This window comes from Streptomyces sp. NPDC048461 (genome assembly GCF_055587105.1).
The window spans coordinates 1-14,617 of record NZ_JBVJGW010000058.1; the positions used below are offsets into that span (position 1 = coordinate 1).

Consider the following 14,617-nt stretch of genomic DNA (forward strand, 5'->3'; position numbering starts at 1 on the left):
CTTCGCCACCGCCGACGAACTGACCTCCCCCGACTACTGGACCCGCCACCTCCGCGGCACCGTCCGCTACCACCACGCCGTGGAAACCCTCCGCGACCAGGGTCCCGTCGTCCCCGTCGAGGTGGGTCCCGACGCCGCCCTCACCCCCCTCACCCCGGGCGCCGTCCCCGTCCTGCGCCGCGACCGCGGCGAGCGGACCACCTTCCTGACCGCGCTCGCCAGCGCCCACGCACAGGGCGTGGCCGTCGACTGGACGCCCGCGTTCGGCGGGGCACCGGCGGGCGGGGCCCGCGACCTGCCCACCTACCCGTTCCAGCGGGAGCGGTACTGGATGGAGGCGGATCCCGCCGGCCCGCCCGGCGGGTCCCTGCTCGGGCCCGCGGTGGAACTCGCCGACGGCAGCGGCCTGCTGTTCTCCGGCTCGATCGATCCGGACGACCTGCCCTGGCTCGCGGACCACGCGGTCGGCGGCAGCCCCCTCGTGCCCGGCAGCGTCTTCGCCGAAATGGCACTCCGGGCGGCCGAACGCGCCGGGACCCCCGTGGTGGACGACCTGACCCTGGAGGCCCCGCTGTTCCTCCCCGGCACCGGCACCACGGCCCTGCAGCTGACCGTCGACGCCCCCGGCCCCGGCGGCCGCCGCCCGTTCGCCGTGCACGCCCGGGCCGACGAGGACGCCGCGTGGGTGCGGCACGCCTCCGGGACCCTGGCGCCCGAGGACACGGCTTCCCCGGACCGTCCCGGAGCGGACTGGCCGCCGTCCGGGGCCGTCGCCCTCGACGTGGACGGGGTGTACGCGCGTCTGGCGGAGCTCGGTTACGGGTACGGCCCTGCCTTCCGGAACCTGACGGCCGCCTGGCGGGACGGCGACGCCCTGCTGGCCGAGGTACGGCTCCCCGGGGAACTGGCCGACTCCGCCGACGCGTTCGCCCTGCATCCCGCGCTGCTCGACGCGGCCCTGCACCTCCTGCCGGTGCGGGACGAGGACTCCGCCGAGGTGGTTCTGCCGTTCTCCTGGACGGGTCTGCGGCTGCACGCGACCGGCGCCACCGCGCTCCGGGTACGGCTGGCCCCGGCCGGGCCCGGTGCGGTCTCCGTGACCTGCGCGGACCCGGCGGGCGGTCCCGTCGCCACCGCCGAGGCGCTGGTGCTGCGGCCGCTGCCCGAGGGCGCGCTCGCCGCGGCGCCGGCCGCCGGCTCCCTCCCCCTGTACGCCGTGGCCTGGACCGCCGCCCCCGCGCCCGCCGCCGCCGCCGCGGACCCCGCTCCCCCGGTGGAGACCGTGTACGTCGGCGCGCACGCGAGCCCGCGGGCCGCCGCCGCACACACCCTGGCGCTCGTACAGGACTGGCTGGCGGGCGAGCAGCCCGCCGGCGCCCGGCTCGCCCTGGTCACCGAGGGCGCCCTCGCCGCCGGGGCGGGCGACGGCCTGCCCGGGCTGCCCGCGGCGACCGTGTGGGGGCTGGTGCGGACGGCGCAGGCCGAGCACCCGGGCAGGTTCGTCCTGGCCGACACGGACGGGAGCGCGGCGTCCGCCGCCGCGCTCGGCCGGGCGCTCGGTTCGGGAGAGCCGCAACTCGCGCTCCGGGACGGGGAGGTCCTCGTACCCCGCCTGGCGGCGGTACCGGCGGCGGAGCACGCGCCGCACCCGCTGCGGACGGGCGGCACCGTGCTGATCACCGGCGGTACCGGTGCGCTGGGCGCCATCGTCGCGGAGCACCTCGTCACCGTGCACGGCGTCACCCGCCTGCACCTGGCCGGCCGCCGCGGGCCGGACGCCCCCGGGGCCCGGGCGCTCGCGGAGCGGCTGGAGTCGCTGGGCGCCCGGGTCACCCTGACCGCCGTCGACACCGCCGACCGGCAGGCGCTCGCCGGGCTCCTCGACGGCATCCCGGCGGACCACCCCCTGACCGCCGTCGTGCACGCCGCCGGTGTGCTCGACGACGGGCTCCTGGAGGACCTCACCGGGGAACGGTTCGACGCCGTGCTCCGCCCCAAGGCGGACGCCGCGTGGCTGCTGCACGAGCTGACCCGGGACCTCGGCCTGGACGCCTTCGTCCTCTTCTCCTCGGTCACCGGCGTGACGGGGACGGCCGGGCAGGCCAACTACGCCGCCGCCAACACCTACCTGGACGCCCTCGCCCAGTACCGGCAGTCCCTCGGCCTGCCGGGCGTCTCGCTCGCCTGGGGCCTGTGGGACACGGAGTCGGGCATGGGCGGCGGGCTCGGCGCGGCCGACCTCGCCCGCCTCGCCCGTACCGGCATCGCCCCGCTGACCACCGTGGAAGGGCTGCGGCTCCTCGACGCCGCCCTCGGGGCTCCGTCCGCTCCGGACCGGGCGGTGCTGGTCGCGGCCCGCTTCGCGCTCGCGGCCCTCGAAGCCCCGGACTCCCCGGTTCCGGCGCCGCTGCGCTCGCTGGTGCGGACCGTCCGGCGGCGCGCCGCCACCGGTTCCGCGGCGCTGCCCGCACAGGCGGACCTCGCCGCACGGCTGGCCGCGCTGCCCCGGGCGGACGCGGAGCGGGACCTGCTGGGCCTCGTACGGACGGCCGCGGCCTCCGTACTGGGCCACTCCGGCGGTGACTCCGTCGCGGCCGGACGCGCCTTCACCGACCTGGGCTTCGACTCCCTGGCGGCGGTCGACCTGCGCAACCGGCTCGGGACGGCGACCGGGCTCCGGCTGCCCACCACGCTGGTCTTCGACCACCCCACCCCGGTGGCGCTGGCCGGAGCCCTGGCCGGGGAACTCCTGGGAGCGGAGGCGGACGGCGGGCCGGCCCCGGCCGCGCCCGACACGCCCGGCAGAACCGGCGGGGACGACGATCCGATCGCGATCGTCGCCATGGCCTGCCGCTTCCCCGGCGGGGTCACCTCGCCCGAGGAGCTGTGGGATCTGGTCGCGCAGGGCACGGACGCCGTGTCCGGCTTCCCCGCGGACCGCGGCTGGGACCTGGCCGGACTCTACGATCCGGACGGCGCGCGGCCGGGGACCTCGTACGCCCGGGACGGCGGGTTCCTGCACGGGGCGGCCGAGTTCGACCCCGAGTTCTTCGGCATGAGCCCGCGCGAGGCGCTGACCACCGACCCCCAGCAGCGGCTGCTCCTGGAGACCGCGTGGGAGGCCTTCGAGCGGGCCGGGATCGACCCCGCCGGACTGCGCGGCAGCCGCACGGGCGTGTTCGCCGGAGTCATGTACAACGACTACGGGGCCCGGCTGCACCAGGCGGAGCACGCTCCGGAGGGTTTCGAGGGCTACCTGGTCAGCGGCAGCGCCGGCAGCGTGGCCTCGGGCCGTGTGTCGTACACCTTCGGGCTGGAGGGTCCGGCCGTCACGGTGGACACCGCCTGCTCCTCGTCCCTGGTCGCCCTGCACCTGGCCGCGCAGGCGCTGCGCCAGGGCGAGTGCGACCTCGCGCTGGCCGGCGGGGTGACGGTCATGGCCAGCCCGGCGACGTTCGTCGAGTTCAGCCGGCAGCGGGGCCTCGCGCCCGACGGCCGGTGCAAGCCCTTCGCCGCGGCCGCCGACGGCACGGGCTGGGGCGAGGGGGCCGGACTGCTGCTGGTCGAGCGGCTGTCCGACGCCCGGCGCCACGGTCACCCGGTGCTCGCGCTGGTCAGCGGCACGGCCGTCAACCAGGACGGCGCCAGCAACGGTCTGACCGCCCCGAGCGGGCCCTCCCAGCAGCGGGTGATCCGGCAGGCGCTGGCCGCCGCCGGACTGTCGGCCCGCGATGTCGACGCCGTCGAGGCGCACGGTACGGGGACCCGGCTCGGGGACCCGATCGAGGCGCAGGCGCTGCTCGCGACGTACGGGCAGGACCGGCCGCAGGACGCGCCGCTGTACCTCGGTTCGGTGAAGTCGAACATCGGGCACACGCAGGCCGCGGCCGGCGTCGCCGGGGTGATCAAGTCGGTGATGTCCATGCGCCACGGCGTCCTGCCGAGGAGCCTGCACATCGACGGCCCGTCGCCGCACGTGGACTGGTCGGCGGGCGCCGTCGAGCTGCTCGGCGCGTCCGTCGCGTGGCCCGAGCGCGGCCGGCCCCGGCGGGCCGCCGTGTCCTCCTTCGGGATCAGCGGCACCAACGCCCACGTGGTCCTGGAGCACGTCGCCGACCCGGCGGCGGACACCCGGGACGAGGTCCGGGAGGGCGGGCCGCTGCCGTGGCTGCTGTCCGCGCACACCCCGGGGGCGCTGCGCGCCCAGGCCGAGCGGCTGTCCGCGTACCTCGACGCGCACCCGGAGGCCGCAGCGCCCGACGTGGCGCGGAGCCTGGCCACCGGCCGCGGCGCGCTGGAGCACCGGGCGGCGTTCGCCGCGGGCAGCCGAGCGGAGGCCCTGGAGGTGCTGCGCCGGCTCGCCGGGGGCGGCACGTCGGGGGCCTCGGTGGGCGAGGTGCCCGCCGACCCGCCGCGCACGGCGTACCTGTTCACCGGCCAGGGCAGCCAGCGGGCCGGCATGGGCCGCGAACTGTACGAGCGCCACCCGGTGTTCGCGCGCGCCTTCGACGACGCCTGCGCCGCGCTCGACCCGCACCTGGGCCGGTCGCTGCGCGAGATCGTGTTCGGCACCGACGACGCCCTGCTGAACCGCACCGAGTTCACCCAGCCCGCCCTCTTCGCCCTCGGGACCGCTCTGTTCCGGCTGTTGGAGAGCTGGGGCATCACCCCGGGGCACGTCGCGGGCCACTCGGTCGGGGCGGTCACCGCGGCCCACGTCGCCGGCGTGCTGACGCTCCCCGACGCGGCGCTCCTGATCACCGCCCGCGGCCGGCTGATGCAGGCGCTTCCCCCGGGCGGCGCCATGGTGGCGCTCGCGGTGGACGAGGAGACGGCGACGGCCCTGCTGGCGGGGCACGAGGACGCGGCCTCCCTCGCGGCCGTCAACGGCCCGCGCGCCACGGTCGTCTCCGGTACCGAGGAGGCCGTGCGGGAGATCGCCGAACGGGCGGCCGCCGCCGGCGCCCGGACCCGGCGCCTGGCCGTGAGTCACGCCTTCCACTCCCCGCTGATGGAGCCGGTGCTCGCCGAGTTCCGCGCGGTCGTGGCCGGACTGGCGTTCCGGGAGCCGGCCCTCGGGGTGGTGTCCGACCTGACCGGCGCCCTCGCCGGCGCGGAGGAACTCGCCTCGCCCGACTACTGGACCCGGCACCTCCGCGGCACGGTGCGCTTCGCCGACCTGCTGGGCACCCTGCGGGACGGGGGCACGGACGTGTTCGTCGAACTGGGCCCGGACGCGGTGCTGTCCGCGATGGCCGCCGACACCCTTCCCGATGCCGTGCTGCTGCCCCTGCTGCGCCGCGACCGGCCTGAGGACGCCGCCCTGTCCGCGGCCCTCGGCGGGCTGTGGGCGGCCGGAGCTCCGGTGGACCGGACGGCGTGGTTCGACGGGCGCGGCACGGCCCCCGTGGACCTGCCGACCTACCCCTTCCAGCGCGAGCGGTACTGGCTGGACGTCCCCGCCAGGAACCGTACGGACGTCGCCGGAGCCGGCCTCGGAGCCGCGGACCATCCGCTGCTCGGGGCCGCCGTGGAACTCGCGGACGGTTCCGGGACCGTGCACACGGGCCGGTTCTCGCCGGCCACCCACCCGTGGCTGGCGGACCACGCCCTGCTCGGCGTGGCCGTCCTGCCGGCGGCCGCCCTGCTGGACCTCGCCCTGTACGCGGGCCGGGCGGCGGACTCGCCCGAGGTCGCCGAGCTCACGCTCAGCGCTCCCCTGCTGCTCCCCGCCGACGGCGCCGTGCAGCTGCAGGTCGCGGTGGGCTCCGCCGACGCGGAGGGCCGCCGGCCGGTGTCCGTCCGCGCCCGGCGGGCCGGCACCGGGGATCCCTGGACGGAACACGCCTCGGGGGTGCTGGCGCCGGAATCGGCCCCGCCGGCCGGAGCCGGCCCGGAGCAGGCGACCGGCGCGGACCGGGCGGGCCACTGGCCGCCGGCCGGCGCCGCCCCGGTCGAGGTCGGGTCCGCGTACGAGGACCTGGCCCGGCTCGGCTACGCCTACGGGCCGGTGTTCCGCGGGCTGCGGGCCGCCTGGCGCGGCCCCGACGGGGCGTGGTTCGCCGAGGTCGCCCGGGCTCCCGGTGCGGACCGGGCGGGCAGCGGCTTCCTGTTCCACCCCGCGCTCCTCGACTCGGCGCTGCACCCGCTCGCCCTCGAAGGGCCCGGCGAGGAGTCCGGTGGCCTGCGGGTGCCGTTCTCCTGGGCCGGTGTGCGGCTGCACGGCGGTGCCGGGACGGGGACGGACGTCCTGCGGGTCGCGCTGACCCCGGTGGGCCCCGGCCGGACCCGGTTGCTGGTCACGGACGGCTCCGGCCTGCCGGTGCTGTCCGCGGAGGAGCTCACCGTACGGGAGGCCGATCCCGCCCGGCTCCTCGCGGGCCGCTCGGCGGGCAGCACCCTGCACCGGGTGGCCTGGGTGCCGCTGCCGGACGGGACGGCCGCGCCCGCGGACTGGACGCCGTACGCGGAGGCATCCGCCGACAGCCCGTACGTGGTGCTGGACGCCGCGCCGGACGCCTCCCCGTTCGGCGTCCTGACGGCCCTGCGCGACTGGCCGGACGACGTACGGTCGGCCGACGCGCGGCTCGTGGTCCTCACCCGGGGCGCCGGGGCCGTCCGCGCGGACGAAGCCGTCCCGGGGCTGGAGCAGTCGCCGCTCTGGGGGCTGGTGCGGACGGCGCAGAGCGAACACCCCGGCCGTTTCGTGCTGGTGGACACCGACGGGACCGAGGCGTCCGGGGCCGCGCTCGGCCGGGCCCTGGCCTCGGACGAGCCGCAGCTCGCCCTCCGCGAAGGCCGTTCGTCCGTACCGCGGCTGGAGGTCCTGGCACCGCCGGAGCCCCGTGAGGGGGTCCTGCGGACGGACGGAACCGTCCTGCTCACCGACGCCACCGGGGCGCTGGGCGCCCTCGTCGCCGAACACCTCGTCACCCGGTACGGCATCCGGCACCTGCACCTGACCAGTCGGCGGGGTCCGGACGCGCCCGGTGCGCGGGAGATGACCGAGCGGCTCACCGCGCTCGGAGCGCAGGTCACCCTGACGGCCTGCGACGTCGCCGATCCGGACGCGCTGGCCGCCCTGCTCGACTCCGTACCCGACGCCCACCCGCTGACCGCGGTCGTCCACGCGGCCGGCCTCACCCGGGACGGCACGCTCGGCTCGCTGACGGAGGCGGACCTCACCGAGGTGCTGCGGCCGAAGGCGGACGCGGCCCGGCTGCTGCACGAGCTGACCCGGGAACGGGACCTGGACGCCTTCGTCCTGTTCTCCTCCGTGGCCGGGATCACCGGCAATGCCGGGCAGGCCAACTACGCGGCCGCCAACACCTATCTGGACGCGCTCGCCCAGCACCGGCGCTCGCTCGGCCTGCCGGGCGTCTCGCTCGCCTGGGGCCTGTGGGACACGGAGTCGGGCATGGGCAGCGGGCTCGGCGCCGCCGACCTCGCCCGCATCGCCCGGACGGGCATCGCCCCGCTGACCGCCGAGGAGGGGCTGTCGCTCTTCGACGCGGCCCTGCTCAGCGGCCGGCCGGTCGTCGTACCGGCCCGGGTGGACGCGGCCGCGCTGCGCCGCGCCGGCGATCCGGCGCGGGTGCCGGCCCTGCTCCGGGGCCTGGTCCCGCAGCAGGCTCGGGCTGCGGGCGGGGACCGTCCGGCGGCCGGGGCGTCGCCCGCCGGACCGGGGGACGGGACGCCGCCGTGGGTGCGCAAGCTCACGGAGGCGTCCGAGGCCGACCGGCCCCGGGTCGCCCTGGACCTCGTACGGTCGACCGTCGCGGAGGTGCTCGGCCACCCGCCGAACCACCCCGTGCCCGTCGACCGCGGACTGCTCGACCTGGGCTTCGACTCGCTCACCGCGGTCGAGCTCCGCAACCGGCTCGGCGCCGAGACCGGACTGCGGCTTCCGACGACCCTGCTCTTCGACCGTCCCACGGCGAGCGCGCTCGCCGACCACCTGCTCGCGGAACTGGCGCCGCGCCTGCCGGGCGGGGCCGCCGCGGCCCTGGACCGGATCGACGAGCTGGAGGCCGCCTTCGCGGGCGGCGGCGGCCTGAGCCACGCGGCGCGCGAACGCATCGCCGACCGCTTGGCCGCGGTCCTGGCCGGACTCCGGCCCGGGGACACGGCATCCGAGGACACGACCACCACCGCACTTCTCGACGGGGCCTCCGACGACGAGCTGTTCCAGCTCCTCGACGGCCGTCTCGGTTCCGAGTGACCAGCACCAAGAGGAGAGTTGACGTCGCATGACGAACGAGGACAAGCTCCGCGACTACCTCAAGCGGGCGACCGCCGACCTGCTGCAGACGCGGGAGCAGCTGAGCCGGGTGGAGGCGGAGCGGCACGAGCCGGTCGCCATCGTCGGCATGGCCTGCCGCTACCCCGGAGGGGTGCGCTCGCCGGAGGACCTGTGGCGCGTCGTGTCGTCGGGTACGGACGCCGTCTCGCCCTTCCCGGAGAACCGGGGCTGGGACACGGCCGCCCTGTTCGACCCCGACCCGGAGCGCACCGGCAAGACGTACGCCCGGGAGGGCGGGTTCCTGCACGACGCCGACCAGTTCGACCCGGCGTTCTTCGGGATCAGCCCCCGCGAGGCGGTCGCCATCGACCCCCAGCAGCGGCTCCTGCTGGAGACCGCGTGGGAGACGTTCGAGCGGGCCGGCATCGACGCCCGGACGCTGCGCGGCTCCCGCACGGGCGTGTTCGCGGGGGTGATGTACGGCGACTACGGCGGCCGCATCCGCAAGGCCCCGGACGGGCTGGAGGGGTACATCGGCACCGGCAGCGCCGGGTCGATCGCCTCGGGCCGGCTCTCGTACACCTTCGGGCTGGAGGGTCCGGCGGTGACCGTCGACACGGCGTGCTCGTCCTCGCTGGTCGCCCTGCACCTGGCGGTTCAGGCGCTGCGCAACGGAGAGTGCGACCTCGCGCTGGCGGGCGGGGCGACGGTGATCGCGTCGCCGGGGCTGTTCGTGGAGTTCAGCAGGCAGCGCGGGCTCTCCCCCGACGGCCGCTGCAAGGCCTTCGCCGCGGCCGCGGACGGCACCGGATGGGGCGAGGGGGTCGGTCTGCTGCTGGTGGAGCGGCTGTCGGACGCCCGGCGCAACGGGCACGAGGTGCTGGCCGTCGTACGGGGCACGGCCGTCAACCAGGACGGTACGAGCGGCCAGTTGTCCGCACCGAACGGTCCCTCGCAGCAGCGGGTGATCCGCCAGGCGCTGGCCGACGCGGGTCTGACGACCGCGGACGTGGACGCGGTGGAGGCGCACGGTACGGGGACGCGGCTCGGGGACCCGATCGAGGCACAGGCGCTGCTGGCGACGTACGGTCAGGACCGGCCGGACGAACGGCCCTTGTGGCTGGGGTCGTTGAAGTCGAACATCGGTCACACCCAGGCGGCGGCCGGGGTCGGCGGCATCATCAAGATGGTCGAGGCCATGCGGCACGGGGTGCTGCCCCGGACGCTGCACGTGGACGAGCCGTCCCCGCACGTCGACTGGTCGGCCGGCGCGGTCGAACTGCTGGCGCAGGAGGTGGCGTGGCCGGAGCGCGAGGGACCGCGCCGGTCGGCGGTGTCCTCGTTCGGCATCAGCGGTACCAACGCGCACGTCATCCTGGAGCAGCCCGCCGCTTCGGCGCCGGAGGTCCCGACCGGTGACGGAGTGCCCGAGCCCGTCGGGGAGGCCGGGGGTGTCACGGCACCGTGGCTGCTGTCCGGCCACACCGAAGACGCGCTCAAGGACCAGGCCCGCGCCCTGCGCACCTACCTCGACACCCACCCCGACACCGACACCACAGCCGTCGCCCACGTCCTCGCCACCGGCCGCGCCCACCAGGACCACCGCGCCGTCATCACACCCACCGACGGAGCATCGCCCGCCGAAGCACTCGACGCCCTGATCAGCGGCACGGCACACGCCGACCTCATCAAGGGCACCGTCTCCCCCCTGGGCAAAACCGTGTTCGTGTTCCCCGGCCAAGGCTCCCAATGGGACGGCATGGCCCGCGAACTCCTCACCACCTCACCCATCTTCACCGAACACCTCACCCACGCCTCCCACGCCATCCAACAACACACCGGATGGAACCTCCTCGACATCCTCAACGGCACCGACACCACCACACCCATCGACCGCGTCGACATCATCCAACCCGCACTCTTCGCCGTCATGACCAGCCTCGCCAAACTCTGGCAACACCACGGCATCCACCCCGACGCCGTCATCGGCCACTCCCAAGGCGAAATAGCCGCCGCCCACATCGCCGGAGCCCTCACCCTCCACGACGCCACCAAAATCGTCACCCTCCGCTCCCAAACCATCCTCACCCTCGCCGGCACCGGCACCATGGCCCACATCCCCCTCCCCGCCCACGAAACCACCACCCACCTCACCCCCTACAACGACCTCCACATCGCCGCCCACAACGGCCCCCACTCCACCGTCATCGCCGGCAACCCCACCCAAATCAACCACCTCGTCACCACCCTCAACACCCACGACATCCGCGCCCGCACCATCGACGTCGACTACGCCTCCCACACACCCCACGTCCACCCCCTCCACCACCAACTCCTCCAACAACTCACCGACATCAACCCCCAACCCTCCACCATCACCTTCCACTCCACCCTCCACGCCCAACCCATCGACACCACCACCCTCACCGCCGAATACTGGTACCAAAACCTCGCCAACCCCGTCCTCTTCCAACCCACCCTCAACCACCTCATCACCACCGGACACACCACCTACATCGAAACCAGCCCCCACCCCAACCTCACCACCGCCATCCAAGACACCCTCGAAACACACACCAACCTCCCCACCACACCCCTCATCACCGGCACCCTCCGCCGCAACCAAGGAACCCTCACCACCTACCACCACAACCTCGCCCACCACCACACCCACGGCACCCCCACCACCTGGCACACCACCCCCACCACCACACCCCCCACCAACCTCCCCACCTACCCCTTCCAACACCACCGCTACTGGCTCGAGGACGCGGCGACGGGCGGCGACCCGGAGAGCCTGGGACTGCACACCACCCAGCACCCCCTGCTGGCCGCCGCGACCACGCTCGCGGACGGCGACTCCCTGCTCCTCACCGGGCGGATCTCCGCCCGTGCCCACGCGTGGCTCACCGACCGGACGCTGAACGGCACCGTGCCGTTCGAACTCGCCCTCCAGGCGGGCCGCGTCCTCGGCGGGCTCGGCGTGGCCCGGCTCGCGCTCGGCGACGCCGTCGCACTGCCGCCGGCCGGCGGGGTCGACGTACAGCTCACCGTGTCCGCACCCGGCGAGGACGGCGGGCGCGCGTTCGCCCTGCACGCCCGGCCCTATGAGGACGGGGCCGACGAGGACTCGCTGCACCGCCCGTGGACCGCTCTGGCCTCAGGTCGCCTCGCGGTCACGGTTCCGGCCGGGGAGCCCGCCGCGGACCCGGGCGTCCGGCCCCCGGCTCGGGGCGCGGACGACGGCACCGTCCACGCCGAGGTCTCGCTGTCCGAGGACACCGCCGGCGAGGCAGCCCGCTACGGCCTCCACCCCGCACTGCTCGACACCGCCCTGCGGACCGCCCTCGCCTCCCTCGACGAGGACGTGGTTCCGGCCGACTGGCAGGACGTCACCCTGCACGCCGTCGGCGCCGGCACGCTGCGCGTGACCCTCACGCCCCGGGGCGACGCGTACGCCCTCCGCGTCACCGACGCCGCCGGAGAGCCCGTCGCCACCGTCGGATCGGTCGCGCTGCGCCCCCTCCCCCGGGCCGCCGGCGCCCGGCACGACTGGCTGCTGGGGCTGGACTGGGTTCCGCTCGCCCCGCTCGCCTCCTCCCGCGAGCCGGGGAGCGCCTTCGGCAGCTGGTACCTGGACCGTACGGAGCCTTCCGGTACCGGGCGCCCCGGTCCGGAGCTCCCCGGCCTGGAGGCCGCCCTCGGATCGGCGCCCATCGACGCGTACGACCCGGAGGGGACGGACGACGGCCCCGGCCTCGTGCTGCTCGCCCCCTCCGGCGCGGACGTGCTGCTCCCCCGGCTGCAGCTGCTGCTCACCACGCCGTCCGCCGCCGCGAGCAGGCTGGTCGTACTGACCCGGCACGCCGTGGCCACCCGCCCGGAGGACGTACAGGACCTGGCACCGGCCGCCGTGTGGGGTCTGGTACGGGCCGTGCAGTCGGAGCACCCCGACCGGATCACCCTGGTCGACCTCGACGGCGAGACCTCCTCGCTGACCGCACTGGCGGCGGCCCTCGCGTCCGGGGAGCCCCAACTCGCGCTGCGCGAGGGGGTGGTGAGCGTGCCCCGGCTGGACCGGAGCGCACCCGCCGACTTCACCGAGGCCCCCGCGCCCGACGACACCGGCGCCGGCACCGTGTCCGGCACCGTGGTGATCTCCGGCAGTGGGGATCTCGCGGAGGCCGCGGCCCGGTACTTCGTCCGGGTGCGCGGGGCCAGGAGCCTGCTGCTCCTTGGCTCGGACCCCTCCTGGGCCGATCCGTACGCGGAACAGGGGATCGCCGTACGCGTCGCGGACGGCACGGCCGCGGACCGGGACGCGCTCGTCGCGGCCCTGACCCTGATGCCCGCCGACCAGGCCCCGACGGCGGTCGTCCACGTCGCCGGGCCGGCGGCCGGGACGGTCCTGCTGTCCACGGAACCGGAGGCCTTCGCCGACGCCCTGCGCGACGGGGCGGGTGCGGCGTGGAACCTGCACGAGCTGACGCTGGGCTCGGAGCTGACCTCGTTCACCGTGCTCGCCCCGGACGCGTCCGCCGTGCTCGGCGGGACGGGGCGCGCGGCCGGTGCGGCGCTGGGCTCCTCCCTCGACGCGCTCGCGCACCACCGCCGTACGCTCGGCCTGCCGGGCCTGTCGCTGGCCTGGGGCCCCCGCGAGTCCGTGGGCGACCCGGCTGCCTCCCGGGGCCTGGTCCCGTTCGGGGCGGGGCAGGTGGACGAACTGCTCGCGCTGGCGTCACGGTCCGAGCGGCGCGGCGCGCTGGTCGCGGCCCGCCTGAGCCGGGCCGCCCTGATGGAACGGGCCGCGGCGGGGCTGCTGCCGCCGGTCCTGGGTTCCCTGGTCCGTGTGGCGCGCAGCGCGTCGGCGGGGCCCGCCGCGGCGGCGGGATCCCTCGCGTCCTCCCTCGCCGGGCTGCCGGAGGCCGAACAGCTGCGGACCCTGCTGGACCTGGTGAAGGCACAGGTGGCGAGCGTCCTGGGGCACTCCGCCCGGGACGCCGTCGATGCCTCGCGCGCGTTCAAGGACCTCGGCTTCGACTCCCTGACGGCCGTGGAGCTGCGCAACCGGCTCAACACGGCGACCGGACTGCGGCTGCCCAGCACCCTCGTCTTCGACCACCCGTCGCCCGGGGCGCTCGCCGCCCATCTGCGGAACGAGCTGTCCGGGGGTACGGATCGCGGCACGGCGCGGGGCGCGTCTTCGGGCGCGTACGACGGGGAGCCGATCGCGATCGTGGCGATGGCCTGCCGCTACCCGGGGGGCGTCCGCTCCCCGGACGACCTGTGGCAGGTGGTCGCGTCGGAGAGCGACGTCATCTCACCGTTCCCCGTCAACCGCGGCTGGGACCTGGACCGGCTGTTCGACCCCGACCCGGCCCACCCGGGGACCTCGTACGCCCGGGAGGGCGGGTTCCTGCACGACGCCGACCAGTTCGACCCCGGGTTCTTCGGGATCAGCCCCCGCGAGGCCACCAGCATGGACCCGCAGCAGCGGCTGCTGCTGGAGGCCGCGTGGGAGGCGTTCGAGCGGGCCGGCATCGACCCGACCTCGCTGCACGGTTCCAGGACGGGCGTGTTCGCCGGGGTGGTCTACACCGACTACGGGTCCCGGGTGAAGCTCCCCGCCGACATGGAGGGCTACCTCGGGATCGGCAGTGCGGGATCGATCGCCTCCGGCCGCATCGCGTACACGCTCGGGCTGGAGGGTCCGGCGGTGACCGTCGACACGGCGTGCTCGTCCTCGCTGGTCGCCCTGCACCTGGCGGTTCAGGCGCTGCGCACCGGAGAGTGCGACCTCGCGCTGGCGGGCGGTGCGACCGTCCTCGCCAACCCGGACATCTTCATCGGCTTCAGCCGGCAGCGCGGACTGGCCCAGGACGCGCGCTGCAAGGTGTTCGCGGCCTCGGCCGACGGCACGGCGTTCGGCGAGGGGGTCGGGCTGCTGCTCGTGGAGCGGCTGTCGGACGCCCGGCGCAACGGGCACGAGGTGCTGGCCGTCGTACGGGGCACGGCGACGAACCAGGACGGTGCCAGCAACGGCATCACCGCCCCGAACGGGCCTTCGCAGCAGCGGGTGATCCGCCAGGCGCTGGCCGACGCCGGACTGGACGCGGCGGACGTGGACGCGGTGGAGGCGCACGGCACGGGCACGACGCTGGGCGACCCCATCGAGGCCCAGGCCATCGTCGCGACGTACGGTCAGGACCGGCCGGACGAGCAGCCTTTGTGGCTGGGGTCGTTGAAGTCGAACATCGGTCACACGCAGGCGGCGGCCGGAGTCGGCGGGATCATCAAGATGGTCGAGGCCATGCGGCACGGGGTGCTGCCCCGGACGCTGCACGTGGACGAGCCGTCCCCGCACGTCGACTGGTC

2 protein-coding genes are annotated in these 14,617 nt (G+C 75.9%); both read left to right on the forward strand.

The annotated features are described in order from the left end of the window. Positions 1-79 precede the first annotated feature (79 nt). Complete coding sequence (locus ACZ6S8_RS39110; protein WP_469463128.1) at positions 80-8,221, forward strand: SDR family NAD(P)-dependent oxidoreductase; 8,142 nt, start codon at positions 80-82, stop codon at positions 8,219-8,221. A gap of 28 nt (positions 8,222-8,249) precedes the next feature. Beyond that, the coding region (locus ACZ6S8_RS39115; RefSeq protein ID WP_469463130.1) for a beta-ketoacyl synthase N-terminal-like domain-containing protein at positions 8,250-14,617 on the forward strand (6,368 nt) is incomplete at its 3' end.